Below are 22,884 nucleotides of genomic sequence, written 5' to 3'. Positions count from 1 at the left end.
TGGCAAGTTGTAGACCTGTGGCTGTGCGTTGCGGGCAAAGAATGGCTGCCAGGTGGGAGAATGTTTGGGTATATGGCTGCGGATCACCCGGCCTGGTAAATAGTATGTTTGGGACGGGCGATGCACCGGAGATCGACCTGCAGACCGATTTCAGCGAGGACTATGGACTGCAGTGCTCTCCCCGGTAAACGAAAGTCATCTGTAATGTGCTAAAACATTTGCGGATAGGCGTAATTAACCTCTTCCATGTTGTCGAGCAGGTGGGTTATCTCATCCGTCTGTGCACAAGTGCATGCAGAAAATTTGACCCCAACGACCAATTCAAAATCCGCGGTCGAGCCCAGCTCGTCGCTGTCCGTCTCCCACATTTTCCTTACCCTGATTTTTTTGATATGCGAACCTTTGGCATCAAGGATATCGACATTGAATTCACGGGGAAAAGTGTGTGGATAGAGACAACCGAAAGAAAACCCCTCACCGCTGATATCGAGTATTTGTCCGGTTCCCCGCTCCGTGATGGCCAGAAGATGAATTGCTTCCTGGCGATCAATTGTTCTTTGCTCCGAAAGATAGAGTGCGTCTGGGTTGTGATCGATGTTGAGTTGATTCATACTGTCCTCCGTAAAGATGTCGGTCCCAGTAACTAAGAGCAGGTTGTTGTTAACTGCCGGAAAAAACCTTCTTGAAGCGCAAGGCACTTTTCTGTGGAAAATATCCAGCAAATAATGTGCCGAAATAAGATGTCAAACAATTCAGGTAGGTTAGTTTTAGAAACGGCAGGTAAAAGCAACGATGCAGGTCAAAATTTTCTCTCAAATAGCTTAAAAGTGCAAGTTTTGCGCACGGCAAAAGATGCAGGGTGGGGAGATGGAAGAAGTAGCAGAGGTGGTTATTGAGTAGAAAAGATCGAAAACGGTTAAGCCAGATCAGGGTTACTGCCCGAGCGGGCAGAAAAATTGTTCTTACTAGATTTCTTGCAAAAAACACAAGAGGTTTGATGACTGACCACTAATCCCGCCTAAAAGATTTGCGGGACTCTTTCTAGTACTCGCTTGACGGGTACTCAGTTCAGTCCCCGTGCTGTGCGGGGATAAGTTCATTCACGAAATATATTTCTTTAAAAACACGGGAGGTTTGTTGATTGGCCACTAATCCCGCCTAAAAGATTTGCGGGATAAGTTCATTCACGAAATAATTTTCTTGTAAGAAACACAAGAAAATTATTTCTCATTCACTAATCAGCTTTCCAGAAATCCTCTTTCGCTGCACCGCATTTAGGGCAGACCCAGTCTGCGGGGACGTTCTCCCAGGCAGTGCCAGGCTCAACGCCATTTTCGTAGTCACCTTCGGCCGGATCGTAGATGTATCCACAAGGACATTCCCATTTTTGCATTGTTTTCTCCTTTTTGAGTGGCTGAAAGATTATGTACCCGTCAAACACATAAAAATAATTTTGTGCAGAGGGCAGATTGATCTCGTAAGTATATCCTTAATAGGAATGATTGTTATTGTCAATAGAAATCCGCCCTGCTCGTTGGCAGCTCAAGGAAATTCTCTGTTATATCTTGGGGATCGGCTTGCAATTTTTTATGGTAACTTTTCCCTGCAGTAGGTTTCCTTTCGAGTATTCTGTGAAAATACAGGAGTTTGCATCTGGATCATAATTCTCTATCCACAGGTTGTCATCTTTCCAGGTGGCTCCAATATGGTATTGGCCTGCTGGAACTGTAATCGTCATGACCCCGCCGTAGCGCTTGACAAAAATCTGTTGTAACCGGAAATAATATGCCCCCCAGCCTATAAGAAGCACAACCAGAGCGAGGATTGTGCCTATTTTCCACTTGTCGTTTTTTGCACAGATGGCGAACAGTGCGGCAGCAACAAGGATTACTGCAGTCCAGTAGAGATAGGTGATCATAGTCGTACTCCTTTTAAAGGATAAGTTTTACTTCGCAATCGCTGTGCGCAGGATGTCGGCAATCGTTTCAGGCAGCTGGGCGAAGCTTGTCATAATCGTAAAGATTTTTTCATCGGGTGTGCTGTGGCAATGTGCTTGTTTGTCTTCATAGGTACTCTTCCTAGCTCATTTTCGACTTTTTGACAAATTCTCTTGATTAAGGCGACTGTTTTTTGCGAGAATACGTTTGAGGTGTTTTTTTGCTAGAGACATCACCCGGCAGGTTCAGCCTATCCTGGGTAGGTTTGAGACGTCTCCTGCCTGATTCTTGTTGCTGAAGTATACTAAAACTTTGCAAAAAGGAGGAATGAAATGGCCCAAGGTGCAACATCAGAAAAGGAGGGCGCAGGCTTTAAAATCTTATATCAGATACTTACAACCATGTGCATTATTGCCCTTATTCCCATCGGTGGTCTCTGGTATATCAGTATTTACAAATCAAAACACGACTGGACCGCCAATATTCTCGAGAATCTGATGAATAGCACCGAGAGTCTTACCCGAAGTGTTGATGACTGGACCACTATGAATCTGCGGGTTTTGCAACAGAACGCCGACACGCCAGCGATCCAGAGTATGCAAAGTGATAGGCAGAATCCGGTCTTGAAAACAATGGCTGACACCTATGATTGGGTCTATCTGGCCTTCACCGTACTGCCCAATGGTGAGAATATGGGCCGAAGCGATGGAAAACCTCAGACATTTTATGGTGACCGGGACTACTTCAAGCAGGTGCTCGCCGGCAAATCGCTTGGTCAGCAGGTGCTTCTCGGTAAGACTTCGGGAAAACCCGCTTTTATCCTGGCCAAGCCTATTCAGGGCGAAGGAACCAGAATCCTCGGGGTTATTGCCATCGCTATGTCACTTGAAGATCTCTCGAAAACTATCACCAAGACCAGGATTGGCAAAACGGGGTTTGCCGTGCTGCTCGACGAAAACAATCGCCTGATCGCCCATGGCAATGGTGACGTCTCATCAGAGCTGCAGGATCTGAGTGCGCATCCGGCTCTTCACCAGCGCAATATATTTGATCGCAACTCGTTTGTTTTTGAAGAAGACGGCAAAAAAATTGTTGCTTATACCAAGAAGACTCAACAAGGTTGGACCCTCATTGTCCAGCAGGACTATCAGGAGGCCTACGCTGCTGCCAATGAAACTGAGCGAAATGCGATCATCCTGCTGTTAACGACCCTTTTTTCTGTCCTGATTATCGCCTATCTCCTTGCTTTGCGTCTCAGCACACCGATTCGCAATCTGACTGCTATCGCCGATGAAATAAGTCGGGGAAATCTAGGTGCGAAGATAAAAGAAACGGAACGCAGTGACGAAATCGGTGCCCTGGCACGGGCAATTGAGAGGATGGGTGTCAGCCTGCAGATGGCTTTCGACAGATTACGCAAAAGGTAGACTATCATGACTCAAGAATATATTCCGTTCCCGCAAATTGTATCTGCTTTAACGAAATTATGTGAAAAAAGAGTTACCGGAAACCTGTTTGTCGCCACAAAGGCAAATCGCAGCGCTCAGCTGATACTCGATAAAGGGAAGATCGTCTTTGTCTATTTCTTTAACAAGCGGGGGGAGGAGGCGCTGGAGCTTATGTCGACGATTCGTGCCGGTCGCTATCGATTCCAGGAAGGGAATGTTTCCCGCCGTATGCCGCTGCCTGCTACCGAGGCAATTCTCAAATCCCTCAGCGGCGGGCAGAAGCTTGGTGCGACAGACGTCAGTGCTTCTAGCTCGACTGCCCCTGGCCTCAGTCAAGAACAAAAAAACACTCTGGAGGCCTGTCTGGCCGGATATATAGGTCCTATGGCGGGTTTGATCTGCGAGGATCATCTCGGTGAGGCCACTGACCTTCAGGCGGCCATCGATGCGCTGGCGGCCGAAATACCATCTCCTGCGCAGGCACAAAAATTCAGGGCGATGGTCATGGACAAACTTGGCTGACAGGCATTGCGTAGCGTAACCGGGGCATCCCCGATGCTCCGGTTACACAGTCTGTTCTCTTCTGTCGATTATGCCAATGGATTGCGGATCATCTGAATATGAGGAATACCATCTTCCTCGTACCCTTCCGAAGCAATATCAAAGCCGAAATTTTTATAAAATTTAACAAGATATTGCTGTGCGGAAATTGCAACAGCTGACTTCGGGTACAATCCGTCAATCCAGTGCAGGCACCTGGTCATCATTTCTTTACCATGACCCTTTCCTCTCATATCGCGACGGGTGACGATTCTACCGATAGCTGGTAAGCCATCACGTGTCTGAGGAGGCAGTATCCGAAGATAGGCAACTGGTTCCGATTGTGTATCGCTGTCATCCCAGCCCAGCAGATGGAGGGCGTTTTGGTCCTGGCCATCGCAATCCTGATAGACACATTGCTGCTCCACGACGAAGACCTCTTGCCGTAATTTGAGAATTGCGTAAAGCTGAGCCGTTGTGAGCTCCGCAAAGGTGAATAATTGCCATGTCGTTGCCATGTTGTTCCTGTGGGGTAAATCCTATTGGTAAACGACTGCCGCCTGAAACGGTCGCTTGCTGTATTAAATATTGCTTACCAACTCTGCGAAAAAAATGCTAAGCTCGTTGATCCGGCTAAGATAATCCGTTACCTTGTTCGTTGGAAAGAAAAAGAGGGTATTCTTGCCATTTTTTGTCAACTCAGTTATTTGGCATGAAAGGAGACGAACAACTCACTCCCCTGATTCAGCAGCGGAACATGAGGGACAATCACGAGATGTTATGGGTTTTCCGGCATGCACAAATCCATTTCGCCGGATGGTCCGAAAGATCTGGAAGTGAAGAGTGTTGATGTCAGCGTGTTATATCGGGGGTGACGATTTTGCCACAATGTTTTATCGTGCTGATCGGGCAAGGTATCAATGCAGGGTGAAAAATGGTGACTCCATGAAGAGCACCGTTTGTCAGGCCGTGGCCGCATCCTCCCGGGGCAAAAACTCTGTGAGGCTCTGAAGCGGACGCTGGCTGCGGTTATAACGAGAGGAACGGGGATGTATACCCAGATGGTAGAGTATCACCCGACAATAATAATAAACTATTCTACATACAAAAAGATCCCATGATACGCGTGACGTTAGCTTTACTGGCCAGCATTCTAACTGCAGTGCAGGCGTTTGCCATCTACCTCCAGGGGCAGACTCTTTGTTTTAACAACGGTTGTGCGGTTGTCGACAGTCTGACAACCGTTTCCCCTCTGTACTTCAACCTTGCCGGGTTTTTGTTTTTCCAAATCCTTTTCTGGTGCCTGTTGTGGGGGCGGGACGGGTCCGAGCACTGGCATAAACTGGCCAGGCTGTTGCTTCTGGCAGGTCTTTGTGCCGAGGCCGTGCTGGTATTTTTTCAATATAAAATTGCCACGGTTTTCTGCTCGTACTGCATGGTTATCCTGGGCTTCATTGTCGTATTAAATATACTGAGCGGAGCGCGTCAGGTTTTTCGGGGGATTGTGCTTTTTTCTGCGGTGACAGTTGCCTGTTTCAGCCTTCAGTTTCGGCAGGAAACAGGCCCCGGGGCATCCCTTGAAGCGGGGAGCATGGCGACATTACCGGGAGAACGGCAAGATACGAAACTCTATCTCTTTTTCTCTTCGACATGTGCGCATTGTGAAAAAGTAATTGATACACTGAAAGAAGGAAACAGTTGCGCCGTGGGGTTTAATCCGATTGAGCGAATTAATGTATTTTCTTTTCCCGGTGTTACGCTTAAAGCAGACTATCATCCTGAAATAAATGTCAATTTTATGAAAAGTCTGGCGCTGACCGAGATTCCGGTCCTTGTTGCGACAAAAGATCAAAAAACTCTTGTCCTGAAAGGAGAACAGCAGATTGGTCAATATCTGAGGGAAAACTGCCGGACGAAAGAAACAACCGATTATACCGGGACCAGCAGTGTGGAGTCATCAGGATATACGATTGTTCCTCAAGGGCAACCCGGGGCTGATGATGCCTGCAAGGTGGGAGCCGAATGTGATACTCCCGCACCGGCTGCGTCCACGGAGACGAAGCAGTAGCCGTATCTGTCGGGAATATGAACTGGCGTCCATGATTTATTTCAGCAGATCCGCCAGTTCTTCTTGAGTAAGCATTGATCGTGGAGCTGGGTTGCGTCGGTCGGGAATGGTTCGTTGATCGATGTATTTTCTTCGGTCAACCCCTAATCTTCGCTTCATTATTGAGCGTAACCACCCGTAAAAGCTGATGTTCTTTTTCTGGGTGCTGTCTCGTCTATCGGATCGCCGTTCACGAACTGCACGGCGATCAGCACTTCTTCGCTCGCCGTTTGGTTGTCGACGTTCAATCCCATCCCAATTTTTATATACGGGAGGGTTCATAGTATTCCGTCCTGGTGAATTTTTTTCCTGTCAGGGTATCCGCCCGCCTATCATTGATTTAAGTATATACTTTAATGAAATTGATGCAAGTTTCGCTGCACCGATTCTTCATTTTACTGGGCTCCATGGTCGGATAATCTATTCGATCCTGCTAAAAAAGCATCAACTGTTTGTTGTAGATTGCTCTGGGCCAGTTAAAAAATGAGCCGTCATTCACTTGAAACAATTCAAGTGTATGATATTAGGAGATATAATCTATGTTGAAAAAATATTTCAATCTGGTACATATACAAGGCGGAGAAGTGGCGATCATGTTTTACTTTGGATCATAGGTCAATCTCGGCTTTACTGGACAGGATCTGAAAATGATTCGCTTTCCCTGTTATAGAGATGTTCCGGCAACGAAATTCTTCAAAGTCCTCTTCTGGGGTCGTCATGAAATTTTACGGCGTTCCTTGTCTGGTTTTTCAGCAGACCGGCGGTTGGGTTGAATTTTTCTGTCAAAAAAGGTGAAGGTCGGGGATAACTTATTGTATTTAAAAAGAGAATAGACATGACATTAACGATTACTGGCCAGACTCAATCGATTCAGGCGATTGAGAAACTCAATGAACTCAGTGGCGAAAGCGTCAAACTCTGTATGCAGTGCGCCACTTGTACCGGGATGTGTCCGATGGCGCTGGAGATGGATTTCAGCCCCCGCAAGGTTATGCATATGGCTCAATTCGGCCTCATGGAAAAACTCGCAGGCATCAACACCTACTGGAAATGTGCCTCATGCCATGCCTGTTCTGTTAAATGTCCGAGAGGCATCGATATTGCCAAAGTGATGGAGGCCCTCAGGCAGCAGGTTCTTCGTAAAAGTCACAACTATATAGAGCCTTCTGAGATTTCTGCGGAAACTATTGCAGAGATGCCGCAGATTGCCTTGGTTGCCGGATTTAGAAAATTCACGAGTTAAGGAGAGCGATGAAGATCAGTTACTATCCAGGTTGTACCTTGAAGACCAAAGCCAGGAATTTGGACAGGGCTGCTGTGGCTTCCCTGGAGACTTTGGGCGTCGAGGTGCAGGAGATCGAGAGGTGGAATTGTTGTGGCGCGGTACATTCGCTGACCGCCGATGATTTGATTCATCAGGTGGGGCCGGTGCGCAATCTCATCCGGGCGAAAGAGCAGGGCGCGGACAAACTGGTTACCCTCTGCTCGATGTGCTACAACACCCTGGCCCGGGCCAATCAGATAATGAAAAACGATACGGTGAAAAGAGATACCATCAATCGTTTTATGGATGAGGAGATTGACTACGCCGGAGAAGTGGAAGTGGTCCACTATCTGACCTATCTGCAGGAGGTGATCGGCTGGCAGAAAATCAAAGATCAGGTCAAGATTCCCCTGACTGATTTAAAGGTGGCTCCCTATTACGGCTGCACTCTGCAGCGTCCGGCCGAGGTCGGTATAGAGCCCTTTGGCAGCTATGCCCTTATGACCGGATTGCTGGATGCACTCGGGGCGACAGTGATGAACTTTACGGCCGCCGATAAATGCTGTGGTTCGTATCAGGTTTTAGGCGTCCCCGCGGGAGAAAATAAAGCTGCAGCAGCCATTGTCAATCTGGCAGCTGATGCCGGAATCGAAGCTTTAGCGACCAGTTGCCCGCTCTGTGAATACAACCTGGGCAAGCAGCAGGGGCAGATGATTGCCAAAGGGAATATCACAGCACATGTGCCAACGTACTATTTCACTCAACTTCTGGCTGTGGCTCTGGGGCTTGACACAGAAAACTGTCATTTTGAGTTGAATGACCCGACCAGTGCCGAGTTGTTGCAAAGCAAAAAATGTCTGGCCGCAGCGTAAGAGTAATGGCCCGGATTGAGAATAGATAGCGAAAATTATCGCATTATTGGAGACATGAACCATGTGTGAAACAGACCAGAAAACAGTGAAAAAAATGCCTCGAGTCGCAACTGGGGATCGGGCCATCTTGCCGGAGGGAGCTAAAACTATTCCGGTTTATATCATGGGGAAAATGTATGAGGTCCCGGAAACCCTGACCATCATGAAGGCCATGGAGTTTGCCGGGTTTAAATTCCTGCGCGGTGCCGGGTGCCGTGGCGGTATCTGTGGTGCCTGTCCCACCGTTTACCGAATGGCAGGAGATTATAAACTGCACTTTGGGCTTGCCTGCCAGACAGTGGTCGAAGCGAATATGTATCTGGCTCAGATCCCTTTCTTTCCTGCAAACCGGGCCATTTTCAACATTGACGAGATCGGCGGCCTGCCGGAGGCCATTCACGCCCTGTATCCCGAGATTTTCCGTTGTGTAGCCTGTAATCAATGTACCAAGGCCTGTCCGATGGATGTTGATGTTCTTGGCTATATTTCGGCACTCAAGCAGGGCAATATTGAAAAAGCGGCAAAACTGTCTTTTGACTGCATTCAATGCGGTCTTTGTGCCAGCCGCTGCATGGGTGAGATTCCCCAGTACCATGCAGCGCAGCTGGCACGTCGGGTGTATGGCCGTTATATCGTACCGCAGGCGGAACATCTGAAAGCACGAGTCGCGGCGATTGAAAGCGGCAAATATGATGCAATGCTCGATGAACTGGCGGCGATGAGCAAAGAAGATCTCGAGAAAAAATATGTCGAGCGGGAACGTGAGCCCGATTTTGCCGAGATAGGATCATGGCAGCCTAAAGAGACACGATACCTGTAATGCATGGCCTGGCCTTTTGAGACTGGACTTTTTACGACAAAATTATAATTGATGAATCCACTTTTTGTGCCAGAGGAGATGTTCGCTTTTTATAGAAGGAAAATCTGCTGAGGCACAGGAAACAGCTCTGCGACCAGGGATGAGGATTAAGGAGAAGACAATGGCGTATACACCCGAGATGAAGGAACTGATAAAAAGAGTTGAAGCGACCCGTCCGGCACGGGTGGCTATGGCTCGTCGCAATGAGAATTACCCGGCCCTCTCCATGGCTGAGCGGGCCGATGTATTGGAAAAATTTCACCCGGATTATCAAAAGAGTGGCAAACGGGTTGTCGCAGTCGGTCCGAATAAAGGCGACATCTTTCAGGAAGGCGTTGCCCGACTGCTCGAATCGAAATCAATGGTTCGACCGGATAAGGTCGATTTGAGTAAAGTCGATCATGAGACCGATGTCCTGGTTCTCGGCGGTGGCGGTGCCGGCACCTCTGCTGCGATCATGGCGGCAAACGGCGGCTGTAAAGTCATTATCGCCACCAAACTCCGCCATGGTGATTCCAACACCATCATGGCCGAAGGCGGGATCCAGGCGGCGACCCATGAGTGCGATTCCCCCTACTATCACTTCATGGATACCATTGGCGGCGGCCATTTCTCTAATCAACGCGATCTCGTGGCGGCCCTGGCGAAAGATGCACCGCTGTCCATCGCCTGGCTGGAGAGTCTGGGCATGCTGTTCAACAAATACGAGGATGGCCGCACGGTTGTGCGTCACTGCGGTGGTTCCTCCCGCAAGAGATTGCAGTCTTCCGGCGATATGACCGGCGCGGAGATTATGCGTGTGGTGCGCGATGAGGTGCGGAACAGGCCGGATCAGATTACTGTTCTCGAGTTTAGTCCGGCGGTGGAACTGCTGCTTGACACTGAAGGTAAATGTGCCGGAGCTATCCTGCATAATATGGAAACCAAGGAGTTTTACGTTGTTAAAGCCAAGGCGGTCATCATTGGTACCGGCGGTTTCGGCCGCCTGCACATCAAAGGATTTGCCACGACCAACCACTATGGGGCCACCATGGACGGCGTGGTTATGGCGTATCGGGCAGGAGTCGGCAACAAATCTCTGCACTCCACCCAGTATCATCCCACCGGAGTCGCCTATCCGGAACAGAATGTCGGTTTGCTGATCACCGAAAAAGTCCGCGGCCTCGGCGCCCACGTCCTCAATATCGACGGCGAACAGTTCTGCTTTCCTCTTGAACCGCGCGACGTTGAGTCGGCCGAGCTTATCTGCGAAGCAATGGAAAAAGGTAAAGGCATTATCACCCCTACCGGCCGGGTGGGCCTGTGGCTCGATTCGCCAATGATCGAGGAACTGCATGGTCCGGGTAGTGTCAAAAAAGAGCTGCCGGCCAAGTTTATTCAGTTTGAGCGTCACGGTATCGATATCAGTAAAGAGCCGATGCTGGTGTATCCGACCCTGCACTACCAGAACGGCGGCGTCAATGTGAACGGCGACACCGAGACCTGTGTTCCGGGGCTGTATGCCGCAGGCGAGGCCATCGGCGGGGTACATGGGGAAAACCGGCTGATGGGCAACAGTCTGCAGGATATCATCACCTTTGGTCGCCGTGCCGGCAAAAATGCGGCGGCATATGTGCAGGCCGGAGTCGAGATAAAAGGATTGACTCTTGATCATGTGGTAAAATTTGAGAAAGAGCTTGAGCAGGCAGGAATTACCAGCCCGGGTGTTGCGCCGATTCTTCTGCCTGACTACTCAACCGACGAGATGACTGCACGGCGTTGGCCTGAAGCGCTGACCAATGAAGCCCCTGCCGTTTGAGCAGTCGGGTTGAAACTGCGATCGGACGGTTCCGGTTTCATTCCATACCAATCCGCCCGACAGCTTTGCGGAATTCTTTTCAATCCCCGTGCTGTGCGGGGATGAGTTCCAACACGAAATAATTTTCTTGTACAAAACACAAGAATATTATTTCCCCGTCATTAAAAAATACCGCTGCAGACACTACGTCTGCAGCGGTATTTTTAGTACCACTCATTGCACTGTCAGAAAAAGCGGCCCTAGAGTTGGCTGGAAAAATGTGTTACACTATGATGTTCTGAGACAGAAGCGAGGCCTGACAGTTCTTTTAGGTTTGCGGTTTTCACAGAAACCGGCTACCGGCAATGTCAAACGAGATGGGTGCGGACTTCGTTTTACGAGGTCATCATATTTGCTCTAGAGGAAAAAGAGGGATGAGGACAAATTTTATAACCACGGTATACGGCCCGGACATCCCCGGGATCATCAAAGCACTGGCCCAGACCACCCGCAGTAAGGGGGGAGAGTGGCTGACCAGTAAGGTTATTAAGCTCGACGGTCGGTTTGCGGCCATAATGAGCGTGCTTGTCGATAAAGAGCGGGAGAAAAACCTGAAATCGACTCTGGAGCAGAAATATCCCAATCTCTGTTTCGTCTATACGGCAGCAAAGACAACCAATAAGGAGATGACTAAAATTATAAACCTGGTTGTTGACTGCATAGACCGACCCGGCCTGACTGCAGATTTGAGTAATATCCTGGCCAATCTTGATATCGGGGTGGAAAACATGGAGTGTAAACGTTTTGCCATGGACGGAATTCACGACCCCGTTTTTTCCGCCCAATTAACGCTGGCAGTTCCCCAAGAGGCCGAAAGCGAGACCATCGCCGGGGAAATAGAAGCTCTGTCCGAAGATGTCCGGGTGAACGTCCTGTAATCCTCTTGCTTCCCGTTTACCGAAGAGAGTGAGGTGTTTTATTCACTCTCTTCCTCGCAGAGCGCCTGATGGAGGGCTCGCTGTGCCTGGACAAAATGGTCGCGGTGCATGGTGAACTGCATGTTGGTCTGCCGTGATGTCTGGGCTACAGTTAAAATATTGATGCCTGCGTTGGCCAGTGCCTTGGTTGCTTTGGCGAGAATTCCGGGTTTGGCGATATTGGAGCCGATGGCACAGACTATGGCGACATTATAGGTGGCGACACTTTCAAAACGCTCACTCATGTCTTTGATGAGGGCGTCAGTACAGTCTTTTTCGTAGACAATCACATCAATGGTATTGGCATTGGTGGCTTTGTTGATGTAGCTGATATGATGCTTCTGCAGAACTTTCATGATCTGCATATCGAAGCCGACTTCGCCGACCATGCGGGTATCGTGTATCTCGAGACAGGTGACGGCATTTGAGCCGGTGATCACCTCGGTTTTAGAGAGAGGACAAATATAATCCTTGGTAATGAGGGTTCCGCTGTGGCTGGGGTCAAAAGCGTTCATGATGCGAATAGAGATGCCGGCCGTCTCCAGCGGTTTCGAGGCCTTAGGATGAATGGCCTCCATGCCGACATCGGCCAGTTGATCGGCCACATCGAAATTAGTATTGCAGATCGGGTGAACTTTGTTCTCGCCAATGATCATTGGGTCTCCCGAGCACAGATGGTATTCTTTATGGATGACCGCCTCATCTGCATGCAGCAGAACGGCTATTTTAGAAAAAGTTACCTCGGAATACCCCCGGTCAAACTCGCGCATGATTCCCTCCGTGCCTTTGGTGTAACCGGTGGCGACGCAGATAGTTTTGGATGGGTCGAGGTCTTTAAAGTTGTGTTGAATGCGCTGGTCGATAGTTCTTTCACGTTTGTCCTGCCAGCCGCTCAAGTCGACAAAGGTGGCGTCGTAGCCAAGGTTTTGCAGGATATTTGCGCTATTAAAGGCACTGTGCATCTCGCCTATTGAGGAGAGGAGTTCTCGTGCAGCGAGCAGGACTTCAGTGCGGTTGACATAACCTGACGAAAGCACATTATCCATACTTTTAAGGATGTTAACGGCAAAGGCGATACGTTCGCAGATAAATCGGTCCGCAACATCCACCTGCAGCCCTATGCCTTCAAAGCTGCGATTGAGTTTACAGAGCTCTTCCTGGAGATTGAGCATGGCGGGTTCGTAATCGTTGCTCTCGGCAAAAGCCTGGTATATGCCGGACTGCGAGGTCTTCTTATGTTCGAGCAGTTCGTTGGTGATGCCTGAATATGCCGAGACGACAAATATCCGGTTAAAAATATCATTTTTGTCTCGAAGAATCACATTTTCGAGAATTTCCCCGAAGCGGGACATTGCGGTCCCGCCGATTTTTTCTACACGAAGTCTTCTATTGAGCATTACGTTTCACCAGAAAAACTAATATTGATGGCATCGCAAAAAGTCTGAGTTTCTACTACGCCCTGTATCGCAAACTTTTACCGCGACCGCATCCTATCGCAAAGGTTTTCCCGCTGCAACTTTTTTCCAGTATCGGTGGTTCACATTATCGGTGGTCATTGCAGGCATCTTTCAGCGACAAGCGCGATCATTCTCCTGGCAAAGACTCATACAAAGCCATGGCAGCACGACACTTTTCATGGTAGATATCGGTCTGGAATCTATCTATGCTGTACTGAAATCAAGGAAAGACCTGCTATTGCGGACGGTTGCCCCATGGAATTCTCAAAACTGAAACTCTCTCTCCTGCTCCTGATCGCAACCATCACGTTTGGTACTTTCGGCTACGTCATTTTTGAAGATATGCCGCCTTTTGAGGCCTTCTATATGACACTGATCACCATCAGTACCGTTGGTTTTTCTGAAATTAAGCCCCTGTCGCATATCGGTAGAATTATCACCATTATTATTATTATTCTGGGCATCAGCCTCTTGACGTATACCCTTGGGCAGGTTGCGCGCATTTTTGTTGAAGGTGAACTGAGAAAAGTTCTGGGGAGAAGAAAATTGGAAAAGCAGATTGCCGAACTGGATAAACACTACATTATTTGTGGCTACGGCAGGATAGGCTCTATAATTGTGCGGGAGCTGGACGCAGCAAACATTCCTCTGGTGGTCATTGATCAGGATCCGGAGTCGATTGCCGAGCTTGAAGCCAATCATACGCTGTATCTGAATATGGATGCCACCTCCGATGAAGCCTTGATTGCTGCCGGACTCGATCGAGCCCAGGGACTTGTGACCGCGGTCAGTTCGGATGCCGACAACGTTTTTATCGCTCTTTCCGCCAAAGGTCTTCGACCGGATATTTTTATCCTGGCCAGGGCGTCTGATGTGAAAAACGAAAGCAAACTGCTACGTGCCGGCGCGTCCAGAGTCGTCTGTCCGTATCAGATGGGGGGCAGGAGAATGGCAGAGATCCTGCACAAGCCAACAGTTGTCGATTGGCTTGACCAGGCCATGATGCACACGGAACTCGGTCTGCAGATGGAGGAGGCAATAATTCCTGAGGATTCACCCATCACCGGCCGGACTGTTGTCGGCAGTAATCTTCGCCTGGATTTTGGCGTAATTATTGTTGCCATTAAGAGAAAATCGGGAGAAATGATATTTAATCCCGGGCCGGGGGAGATTTTTACCGCCGGCGATGTCATTGTGGTCATCGGCAAGAAATCTGAGATGCGGCGGATGAACGAAGCTATCTGCTGCACAGGATGATGGCGAATGGGGTCTGACCCCATTCGTGCCGTTTAATACGGCGGGACAGTGGAACGCTTGACCGGTTCGCAGGTTAATCCTGCCGCCGCAAGTTCGCGGCATTGATCGATGGCGCCGACGTAGGTATAAAACGCACCGACATACAGATAATAATCACCCTTTGTTGTGCCGAGAATGTAAGGAATGACATCCGCCTGCCTGGTTTTACGATAGGCCCCGGCCAGCTCGGTTTTATCCGTAAACACCCCCACACGGGCTGCATAATAGGTTGGTTTTATCAACTTATCGACCAGTGCGCTTTGCTTCAGATATTGCTGAGCTTCAGGCATGGTTGAAAAAGTTCCGGTGAATAACCGATATCGTATACCCATTTCCCCGAGATGCACCTTCACCCAGTATGCGGAAATACCCTGTTTCCGGTATAATGAGAGCCCCCGTTCGGCAGCGTCCTTTTCCTGAAAAGTCGCAAGTAGAATTGAGAACGGATAATCGCCGACCGGTAAGACAGTCACCTCAAGTTCGATGGGAGACGGGGGGATCTCGGGAATTTTTTCTTCTGCAACCGCAGCGGTTTTTTTCGGGGGAGCCATAACGACTCGTTCCTGTTCTGGGAATATTTCGTCAACAGGCGGTGCGGGGGGAAGCGTCTGCATTGATTCTTCCGGTTGTATCTGCTGCAGCTGCGGTGCTTGTTCAGGGTTCTTGATGTCTTTGGTTGCCACAGCTGGCTCTTGTCCGGTTGTGCTTTCTGTTACCTTTGTCGCAGCTTTATCCGGAGCAAGGTATGGCCCAAGATCGATGGAGGCGAGCAGTACGACAACAGCGCAGATCAGAAGGCAAAAAGTGGCAATAAATTTTTTCATCGGATTTCAGGCCAAAAGGTCCCGTTCGTCGGGATTGAGTTACAATGCGAGAATCTAACCCCGGTGCACGGGAGAAAAAACCGGGATAAGTACCTTAAGACAGCTTGTTTTTTTGTAAAAAACAAGGAATTAATCGGTATGGTACAAGAGAATTTTTTACCATTTGTTGACTGGAAGATCAAGCAGCCGATTGTATAAAGTCGCGGGGGTGGGAAACAGTTCGGCGCGTGTTTGTCATTCCTGTTGACACAATTCACCAAATGTTTGTATTTACACAAACTGGGTTTTTGAAAATTAATGATCCTTTTTGGAGGCAGATAGATGTGGAAAAATGTTAAAGCAGCTCCGGCAGACTCAATTCTGGGACTGACCGAGGCGTTTCGTAATGACCCCAATGTAAAAAAGGTCAATCTCGGCGTAGGGGTGTACAAAGATGAAGAAGGAAGGACTCCCATTCTGGCTTGTGTGAAAGCTGCCGAAAAAATTCTGTTGGAAAAGGAAGGTACGAAAAGTTACCTGCCCATTTCCGGTGATCCGACCTACGCCAAAGAAGTACAAAATCTCCTCTTTGGTGAAGCATCCGAAGTTATAACCAGCGGTCGTGCCGTGACCGCTCATGCGCCTGGCGGGACGGGTGCACTGCGGGTCGGTGGTGATCTGCTGAAGAAATTTTATCCTGCGGCCAAGGTGTGGATCAGCAAACCGACCTGGGCCAATCATAAGGGTGTCTTTCAAACCGCCGGGTTTGAGCTGGCGGAATATGCTTATTACAACCCGGCAACCAGAGCCGTCGATTTTGGTGCTATGACGGCCTGCCTCGAAAAGGTGCCGGCCGGTGACATCGTTCTGCTGCACGCCTGCTGTCATAACCCGAGCGGGGTTGATCTCAATAGTGACCAGTGGCGTCAGGTAGCGGCTATCGGCAAAGAAAAAGGCTGGATTCCCTTTCTTGATTTTGCCTATCAGGGTTTTGGGGAAAGTGTCGAAGCAGACCGGTGCGGGATTGAAGAGTTCGCGGCAACCGGCGTCGATTTTTTCATCGCCAGTTCGTTTTCGAAAAACTTCGGTCTGTACAATGAGCGGACCGGTGCTTTGACTGTCGTCTGCCCGACCGCAGAAGAGGCGGCGGTGGCCATGAGTCATCTGAAAACCACCATCCGGGTCATCTATTCCAACCCGCCGGCTCACGGTGGTCTTGTCGTGGCAACAATCCTCAGCGATCCCGAGCTGCATAAGCAGTGGCTGGGTGAGCTTGCCGGGATGCGCGATCGGATCAAGGCAATGCGCGTCGCATTGGTTGAGGGACTTGCTGCAAGGGGGGTGAAAGGCGACTTTTCCTCCATCACCAGACAACGCGGCATGTTTTCTTTCAGCGGTCTGTCCGATGAAATTGTCGCCTGGTTGCGGACCAACAAGGCAATTTATGTGGTGGGTGGCGGCCGGATCAATCTTGCCGGACTGACCAAAGCAAATATCGATTATGTCTGCGACGCTATCGCCGAGGCACTCGATAAATAAGTTCTGCAACAATTCCTTAAAAAAGAAACGGCCATCAGTGATTCTATCGCTGATGGCCGTTTCTTTTTCGAGCTTTTGGTGCATACACCTGATCTCTTTAAACGTTTAGTAGTATTCCAGAGGCGTACAAGCAGGCTGATGGGCTATAGCTCTGTCCTATGCCCATCAGTCTGATCGTGTGCATATGGGGTGCTAATGAACGTTTATTATGTCAACTCCTGTTCCGTTCGGCTGATAATCTCTTCCTGATGTTCCTTGTCGAGATCGACAAAGTAATCGCTATAGCCGGCAACCCGGACCAGCAGGTTGCGGTATTCATCGGGGTGCTGCTGGGCTGAACGCAGGGTTTTGGTATCAATCACGTTAAACTGGATATGGTGGCCTCCCAGAGTAAAGTAGGTGCGGATCAGGCCGCCAAGTTTATCGAGGTCCTGCTCGGTTGCCAGAACGCTTGGCAGAAAACGTTGATTGAGCAGGGTGCCACCCGATTTCAGCTGGTCCATCTTGCTGAGGGATTTGATCACCGCGGTTGGACCGTTGCGGTCGGCACCATGGGATGGCGAAGTGCCGTCGGATTCGGGCAGATGGGCGAATCGGCCGTTGGCGGATGCACCGAGCATTTTTCCGAAATAGACATGGCAGGTGGTGGAAAGCATATTCAGATGATAGACCGTTCCTTTGGTATTGGGTTTACCGTCGATGGCGTCATAAAGCGAGCTGTACACACTTTTCATGATATCGTCGGCCCGGTCATCGTCATTGCCGTAAAAAGGAGTTTTATTCCAGAGTTTCAGGCGTAATGGTTCTTCGTCGGCAAAATTATTTTTCAGGCCGGCAAGCAGTCTCTCCATCGATATCGAGCCAGTGTCGTAGACATGGGTCTTGATGGCCGACAGGCTGTCGGTCACCGTACCGATGCCGCAACACTGGATATAGTTGGTGTTATAACGCGGTCCGCCGTCATAGTAGTCTTTGCCTTTTTCGATGCAGTCATGGATGACCACCGATAAGAAAGGCGCCGGAGAATATTTGGCATACATCCGTTCAATGTAGTTGTTGACCCGTATCTTGAGGTTTACCACATACTCAAGCTGTCTGGTGAAGGCCGCATAGAGTTCATCGAAACTGGTGAAGGTTGTGGGGTCGCCGGTTTCAATTGACACTCTTTTGCCAGTGAGTTGATCGTGGCCGTTGTTGAGCGTTATTTCTAGTATTTTAGGAACGTTGAGATAGCCGGTGAGGATGTAGGCTTCTTTGCCGAAAGCTCCGGTCTCAATACAGCCGCTGGTCCCGCCTTCCCTTGCATCTTCGACAGTTTTGCCGACCCGCACCTGCTCCATGATCACCGCATCGGTATTGAATACCGAAGGGTAGCCATAGCCTTTACGGATGACTCTGGTTGCTGCTTTCAAGAACCTCTCTGGTGTTTTATTGCTGATATGGACACTGGGCTGGGGCTGGAGCAGATGCAGTTCGTCGGAAACTTCCAGGCAGAGAAAGGATACTTCGTTGCTCGCATCGCCGCCCGCACCATTCAAGCCGCCGAGATTAATCTGGGTAAAATCGTTATACGTTCCGCTTTCTTTAGCGGTGACGCCTACCTTCGGCGGTGCAGTGTGGTTGTTGACTTTGATCCACAGGCAGCTGAGCAGTTCTTTGGCTTTTTCCCGGTCAAGCCGGCCGGCGGCAAGGTCCTTTTCATAGAAAGGCCGGAGGTGCTGATCCAGATGGCCGGGAGTCATGGCATCCCAGCCGTTCAGCTCGGTTATTATGCCGAGATGGACAAACCAGTACATCTGCAGGGCTTCATGAAAAGTCCTTGGGGTATGCGCCGGAACCTGTCGACAGATTTCTGCTATATGGCGCAGTTCTGCGCGACGGGCGGGATTTTCTTCTGTTGCCGCCATCGTCTGGGCAAGTTCTGCATGGCGCTCGGCAAATATGATCGCCGCATCACAGGAAATATCCATCGCCTGGAGCTGTTCGGCCTTGTCCGAGGCCTCCGGGTCGTTTTGGTAATCGAGGCGGGCGAGCCTGTCTGCGATCCGTTTCTTAAAGTCGACCATGCCCATGGTGTAGATGGTTCCGTCCAGGGCGGTATGACCCGGTGCCCGCTGTTCCATAAATTCCGTGAACAACCCGGCTTCGTAGGCAATACGCCAGTCGTCGGGGATCTCACTGAAAATTCGGTCGCGCATTGATCGTCCCTGCCAGTAGGGGATAACCTCTTCCTGGTAACGCTGGATATCTTCCTCCGCCACCCGGTAGCTGGTCATGGCCCTGGTGTTTAAAATATGCAGATCTTCAGCACTGTGGCAGGTCAGCTCAGGAAAGGTCGGCACCACCTTTGGTGCCGGGCCCCGCTCGCCGACGATCAGTTCCCCATCACCGATATGCAGGCTCTTTTTTAGACAGAGATGCTTAAAGCAGAGAGCACGTAAAACGGGAAGTGAGTATTTACCGCTGTTTTCTTTATAGAACTCGGTTTCCAGTACCGCCCGTTCTATAGAGATGGATGGTTGGGTGGCAAAGCTCTCTTCGCGCAGTGCTGTTATCCTGGTGTTCATATTATCCTCCGATGCGGACATCTGACAGGTAATTTTTCAGTAGATCAACGGTAGTGCTCAACGTATCCTGGGTGGGCGCGGTAAACTGCATTCCCTTGTACTTCAGGCCCAGTTTTTTATATTTGGCGGTAGCCGAAGGGTGGTACGGGAGAACGTCGATGCCCTGAACGTTTTTGCATCTGGCGACAAAAGCCCCAGTCTCCCTGATATTGATTTCGTCATCATTGACGCCGGGGATAAGGGGAATGCGCACCCTGGCCGGTCGCCCGATTTCTGCCAGCTTCTGCAGATTATGTAATATCAAGTCGTTGGCCACACCGGTATATTGCCGATGAAGCCTGGTATTCATGTGTTTTAAATCAATTAGAAATAAATCAGTATACCGGGCGATGCGCAGAAGAGTTGCGGTGGGCGCAAAGGCACTGCTGTCAACGGTTCGATGAATCCCCAGGGCAGCGCAGCCCTGCAGCAGCGCGAGCAACCCTTCCGGCTGACTGAGGGGTTCGCCGCCGGAGATGGTGACACCACCACCGGATTGATCATAAAAGGGTACATCTTTTTGTATTTCGTGCAACAGCTGCTGCGTTGTCATCTGCCAGCCGGTGGGCTCATGGGCCAGAGCCGGGCAGGTCTCGACGCAGCTTTGACAGAGGGTGCACAATCGGTCATCACGGCTGATACCCGTATTGGAGCGTTGTAGAGCCTTATGTGCACAGGTGGCAATACACTCTGCACACCCAACACATCTGTCGTTGAGGGTAATTATACTGATGTTAAAATCAATACCTTCCGGATTGTGACACCAGTTGCAGCTCAGGGGGCATCCTTTAAAAAAAATGGTTGTCCTGATATTCGGGCCATCATGGAGTGCATACCGTTTGATAGCAAAAATTGTTGATTTTATTTCATCCATACACTTTATTAACAATAAATCTCATTCTCATGCAATGGAAAATTCCGGTATGTTTTGGAAATCCTGCCAAAGAATCACCTGTCTGTAAAGATGATACAGAGGAGTGAGTATTGTATACTATTGTTGTGTACTATTTCAAGAGATTGTCTAAATACCAAAAAAAGATTATACGAAAGATGAGGGTAATGGGAAAAAGATTGGAGCAGTGGTCCGATCCCGGCGTGAAGAGCTGATATATGTCCATGAAAGACAACGGAATGCCTAGTGCATGGTGCATGCGAAAAGGGGGAGAGCAGACTATGAAAATGCTGGTTGTGTTGGGAAGTCCCAGGAAAAATGGCAATAGTGAAACATTGGCCCGTAAAGTTGCTGAAGCGGTGGAAAAGAGCGGCGGCGCGGTTGAATATATCCGGCTTAACGACCTGAATATGCGGCCATGTCAGGGGTGTGGGGGCTGCGAGAAATCCGGTAACTGTGTCCTGAACGACGATTTGACGCCAATTTTTCAGCAAGTAGATGATGCCGATCGCCTGGTGCTGGTCAGTCCGGTGTATTTTTATGGCCTTTCTGCCCAATGTAAAATCTTTGGTGATAGGTTTCAGTCGCGCTGGGCCAGAAGATATCTCCTTAAAGAAAGATTTGGTGAAGGGAAGGGGCGAAAAGGGTATCTCATATCCACTGCCGCTACCGTGGGTCCAAAGATCTTCGACTGCAGCATATTGACCGCCAGGTATATTTATGATGCCATGGATGTCGAATATGCCGGGGAGCTCTTGGTGAAAGGGGTCGATAAGCGCAAAGCGGTTCTGGAAGCCCCTGACGAAATGGCACGGGCAGAACAGTTTGGCCGGGACATTGTCGAAGGCCGCCTCTAACTGGATTTTGCCCTTGTTGGGCTATTGATTCAGGTAATCGTTTACGGTTCTGAGATTATCCAGGCTTTAATTTCGACAGGCTGAGCTTGACGGCTAATAAGATTATTTATTGTCCGGGCAATGGGTACTGATTCTGCTCAGGAGAATGTCGGTTAATTCCACTTTTGACAGCTGGGCGGGATTGTATTTATTGCCAGTTTTAGCGACAATTTTTTCAATATCGCCGGTTGTCACCCCGAATTCACTCAGGTTCGGCATGTTCAGTTCGATGGCAAGACTCTGTAGCTCGTAAATGAAGTGATCTTGATACCAGGCATCCGTTTTGCGCGGTTGATCACTGAATATCCGGCCAAGGTTAGCATACTTGGCAAGGGCCGGATGATCAGCACTCTTCATTTGCAAGTTCTTTAAGGTGAGCGCATTGGCTGGTGCCATGAGCGTCCCGCAGATTATCCCATGGGGGATGGCAAAAAAACCGCCGATCACCGAAGCAAAGCCGTGTACCGTGCCGAGTCCGCTATTACTGAGGACAATCCCCGAGAGCAGTGCACCATAAGAGAGATCCGTCCTGGCCGGAAGATCAGTGCCGTCGCTGCAGACAACACGCAATGACCTGCGGACGGCCCTGATTCCTTCCAGGGCCAAGGCCTCGGAGAGAGAGGAACTGTTGGTGGAAAGGTATCCTTCAACCAACTGGGTGAAACAGTCCATGGAACAGGCCACCGTCAGCTTTGGTGGGCAGGACAGGGTTAAGCGTGGATCAACCAGAGCAAGATTGGGAATATAATTGTCATGGCGGAGCGAACACTTAAAACCCTCTCGGCCAACAGAACTGAGCACTGCATTACTGGTTGCCTCGCTGCCGGTGCCTGAGGTCGTTGGAATGGCGATGAAAGGGATTTTTCTGCCGCTGGGGGTTCTGTCTCCCACCCCTTCCAGAAACCGGACAACCTCTTTTTTCTCCACCAGCATGGCCGAAATCGCCTTGCCGCTGTCGAGGGTGGAACCGCCACCAATGGCGATAACCAGATCAATCCCTCTCCCGGTTAATTTGGCAACTATCGCATCGATCATAGCCGGGGAAGGTTCTGAGCCGATGTGCACAGTTTCGTTTTTGCAGCCGAGCTTGCTAAATATACGCTGCACTAATTGGTAATGCTCGGTTTGCAGAAAAGAGTGACTGCCGAGCACCAGCAGGGGATGGGAGCCAAATCGTCCGATGATGTGCTCAAGTTCCGTCAGTTTCCCCGGGCCAAAAATGATGTGGGGAGGAGTGTTAAGGCTGAAGGCGGAAATCATATGTTCTCCATGTGTGCATAACGTATTCTGGGGTCCGGAGTGATGGTACAGGTAATTATTATCTCGGGTCATGTTCCATTTATTTATAAGAAGACCAGATTCTACGTATCACAGCTTTTTTAGAGCTGTTTTCTGAAAAAAGTCTGATGCCGGCACTTGTATCTCTCTTTTCATCGGGTAAAGTAGGCGGGTCCATTTTACTCTTAAATGGCAATGAAGCAATTGGGAATTTGCAGAAAAAACAGCTTGAAGCGAGTTATAAGGAGGTCGCGCGTAAGAGGGATGGTGCTCTTTTGACGAGGATCTATCTCTATT

At 49.6% G+C, this 22,884-nt stretch carries 21 protein-coding genes; 11 read left to right on the top strand and 10 right to left on the bottom strand.

The genetic code is table 11. The annotated features are described in order from the left end of the window. Positions 1-209: 209 nt before the first annotated feature. The 3 genes from FCL47_RS10590 to FCL47_RS10580 form a co-directional block, all read right to left on the bottom strand. Positions 210-611 (bottom strand): hypothetical protein, encoded by a 402-nt coding sequence (locus FCL47_RS10590; protein ID WP_136813473.1) that lies wholly within the window; start codon positions 609-611, stop codon positions 210-212. A 623-nt stretch (positions 612-1,234) separates the two neighbouring features. Then, the gene (locus tag FCL47_RS10585; RefSeq protein ID WP_136813472.1) at positions 1,235-1,393 is read right to left on the bottom strand and encodes a rubredoxin; all 159 of its coding nucleotides are present in this window, start codon (positions 1,391-1,393) and stop codon (positions 1,235-1,237) included. A gap of 165 nt (positions 1,394-1,558) precedes the next feature. Next, a complete protein-coding gene (locus FCL47_RS10580) occupies positions 1,559-1,918 on the bottom strand; it encodes a hypothetical protein (protein ID WP_136813471.1) in 360 nt (119 codons plus the stop codon). A gap of 351 nt (positions 1,919-2,269) precedes the next feature. Here FCL47_RS10580 and FCL47_RS10575 point away from each other — a divergent pair, with 351 nt between their 5' ends. After that, positions 2,270-3,364, top strand: a complete 1,095-nt coding sequence (locus FCL47_RS10575; protein WP_136813470.1) for a cache and HAMP domain-containing protein — start codon at positions 2,270-2,272, stop codon at positions 3,362-3,364. Positions 3,365-3,370: 6 nt separating this feature from the next. Continuing rightward, entirely contained in the window at positions 3,371-3,907 is a 537-nt protein-coding gene (locus FCL47_RS10570) for a DUF4388 domain-containing protein (protein WP_136813469.1), read from the top strand. A gap of 68 nt (positions 3,908-3,975) precedes the next feature. On the opposite strand, the gene FCL47_RS10565 is transcribed toward FCL47_RS10570, so the two are convergent. Beyond that, positions 3,976-4,443: a GNAT family N-acetyltransferase gene (locus tag FCL47_RS10565; RefSeq protein ID WP_136813468.1), complete on the bottom strand. Its 468-nt coding sequence runs from the start codon at positions 4,441-4,443 to the stop codon at positions 3,976-3,978. A gap of 599 nt (positions 4,444-5,042) precedes the next feature. Between FCL47_RS10565 and FCL47_RS10560 the strand changes: the two genes are divergently transcribed. Then, entirely contained in the window at positions 5,043-5,993 is a 951-nt protein-coding gene (locus tag FCL47_RS10560) for a hypothetical protein (protein WP_136813467.1), read from the top strand. A 36-nt stretch (positions 5,994-6,029) separates the two neighbouring features. Here the strand turns inward: FCL47_RS10560 and FCL47_RS10555 are convergent, their stop codons facing one another. Then, positions 6,030-6,314 carry a hypothetical protein gene (locus FCL47_RS10555; RefSeq protein WP_136813466.1) on the bottom strand — a complete coding sequence of 95 codons (285 nt, stop codon included), beginning with the start codon at positions 6,312-6,314 and terminating at the stop codon, positions 6,030-6,032. Positions 6,315-6,867: 553 nt separating this feature from the next. Between FCL47_RS10555 and FCL47_RS10550 the strand changes: the two genes are divergently transcribed. The 5 genes from FCL47_RS10550 (at position 6,868) to FCL47_RS10530 (ending at position 11,781) form a co-directional block, all read left to right on the top strand. Beyond that, on the top strand, positions 6,868-7,275 hold the full coding sequence (locus FCL47_RS10550; protein WP_136813465.1) for a 4Fe-4S dicluster domain-containing protein: 408 nt from the start codon (positions 6,868-6,870) through the stop codon (positions 7,273-7,275). An 8-nt stretch (positions 7,276-7,283) separates the two neighbouring features. Further along, positions 7,284-8,168: a CoB--CoM heterodisulfide reductase iron-sulfur subunit B family protein gene (locus tag FCL47_RS10545; RefSeq protein WP_136813464.1), complete on the top strand. Its 885-nt coding sequence runs from the start codon at positions 7,284-7,286 to the stop codon at positions 8,166-8,168. A gap of 61 nt (positions 8,169-8,229) precedes the next feature. Further along, entirely contained in the window at positions 8,230-9,027 is a 798-nt protein-coding gene (locus FCL47_RS10540) for a 4Fe-4S dicluster domain-containing protein (protein WP_205747277.1), read from the top strand. Positions 9,028-9,187: 160 nt separating this feature from the next. Continuing rightward, positions 9,188-10,864: an FAD-binding protein gene (locus FCL47_RS10535; protein ID WP_136813463.1), complete on the top strand. Its 1,677-nt coding sequence runs from the start codon at positions 9,188-9,190 to the stop codon at positions 10,862-10,864. 413 nt (positions 10,865-11,277) lie between these two features. Continuing rightward, on the top strand, positions 11,278-11,781 hold the full coding sequence (locus FCL47_RS10530; protein ID WP_167496458.1) for a glycine cleavage system protein R: 504 nt from the start codon (positions 11,278-11,280) through the stop codon (positions 11,779-11,781). Positions 11,782-11,819: 38 nt separating this feature from the next. Here FCL47_RS10530 and FCL47_RS10525 read toward each other — a convergent pair whose 3' ends face one another. Beyond that, on the bottom strand, positions 11,820-13,217 hold the full coding sequence (locus FCL47_RS10525; RefSeq protein WP_136813461.1) for an aspartate kinase: 1,398 nt from the start codon (positions 13,215-13,217) through the stop codon (positions 11,820-11,822). A 315-nt stretch (positions 13,218-13,532) separates the two neighbouring features. Between FCL47_RS10525 and FCL47_RS10520 the strand changes: the two genes are divergently transcribed. Next, positions 13,533-14,534 carry a TrkA family potassium uptake protein gene (locus FCL47_RS10520; protein WP_136813460.1) on the top strand — a complete coding sequence of 334 codons (1,002 nt, stop codon included), beginning with the start codon at positions 13,533-13,535 and terminating at the stop codon, positions 14,532-14,534. 32 nt (positions 14,535-14,566) lie between these two features. Here FCL47_RS10520 and FCL47_RS10515 read toward each other — a convergent pair whose 3' ends face one another. Beyond that, positions 14,567-15,397 carry an SPOR domain-containing protein gene (locus FCL47_RS10515; protein WP_136813459.1) on the bottom strand — a complete coding sequence of 277 codons (831 nt, stop codon included), beginning with the start codon at positions 15,395-15,397 and terminating at the stop codon, positions 14,567-14,569. Positions 15,398-15,718: 321 nt separating this feature from the next. Between FCL47_RS10515 and FCL47_RS10510 the strand changes: the two genes are divergently transcribed. Then, on the top strand, positions 15,719-16,915 hold the full coding sequence (locus FCL47_RS10510; protein ID WP_136813458.1) for an amino acid aminotransferase: 1,197 nt from the start codon (positions 15,719-15,721) through the stop codon (positions 16,913-16,915). Between the two features lie 206 nt (positions 16,916-17,121). On the opposite strand, the gene hypD is transcribed toward FCL47_RS10510, so the two are convergent. Together hypD and FCL47_RS10500 are read right to left on the bottom strand one after the other, a co-directional pair. Next, a complete protein-coding gene (gene hypD, locus FCL47_RS10505) occupies positions 17,122-19,482 on the bottom strand; it encodes a trans-4-hydroxy-L-proline dehydratase (protein WP_136813457.1) in 2,361 nt (786 codons plus the stop codon). A 1-nt stretch (position 19,483) separates the two neighbouring features. Beyond that, positions 19,484-20,395, bottom strand: coding sequence for a glycyl-radical enzyme activating protein (locus FCL47_RS10500; protein ID WP_136813456.1), 912 nt, complete (start codon positions 20,393-20,395; stop codon positions 19,484-19,486). A 299-nt stretch (positions 20,396-20,694) separates the two neighbouring features. Between FCL47_RS10500 and FCL47_RS10495 the strand changes: the two genes are divergently transcribed. Further along, positions 20,695-21,270, top strand: coding sequence for a flavodoxin family protein (locus tag FCL47_RS10495; protein WP_167496457.1), 576 nt, complete (start codon positions 20,695-20,697; stop codon positions 21,268-21,270). Between the two features lie 102 nt (positions 21,271-21,372). Here FCL47_RS10495 and FCL47_RS10490 read toward each other — a convergent pair whose 3' ends face one another. Next, on the bottom strand, positions 21,373-22,569 hold the full coding sequence (locus tag FCL47_RS10490) for an iron-containing alcohol dehydrogenase (protein ID WP_167496456.1): 1,197 nt from the start codon (positions 22,567-22,569) through the stop codon (positions 21,373-21,375). Between the last annotated feature and the right edge of the window lie 315 nt (positions 22,570-22,884).

Source organism: Desulfopila sp. IMCC35006, from assembly GCF_005116645.1.
Classification (GTDB): Bacteria; Desulfobacterota; Desulfobulbia; order Desulfobulbales; family Desulfocapsaceae; genus Desulforhopalus_A.
This window is presented reverse-complemented; position numbering and strand designations above follow the sequence as displayed.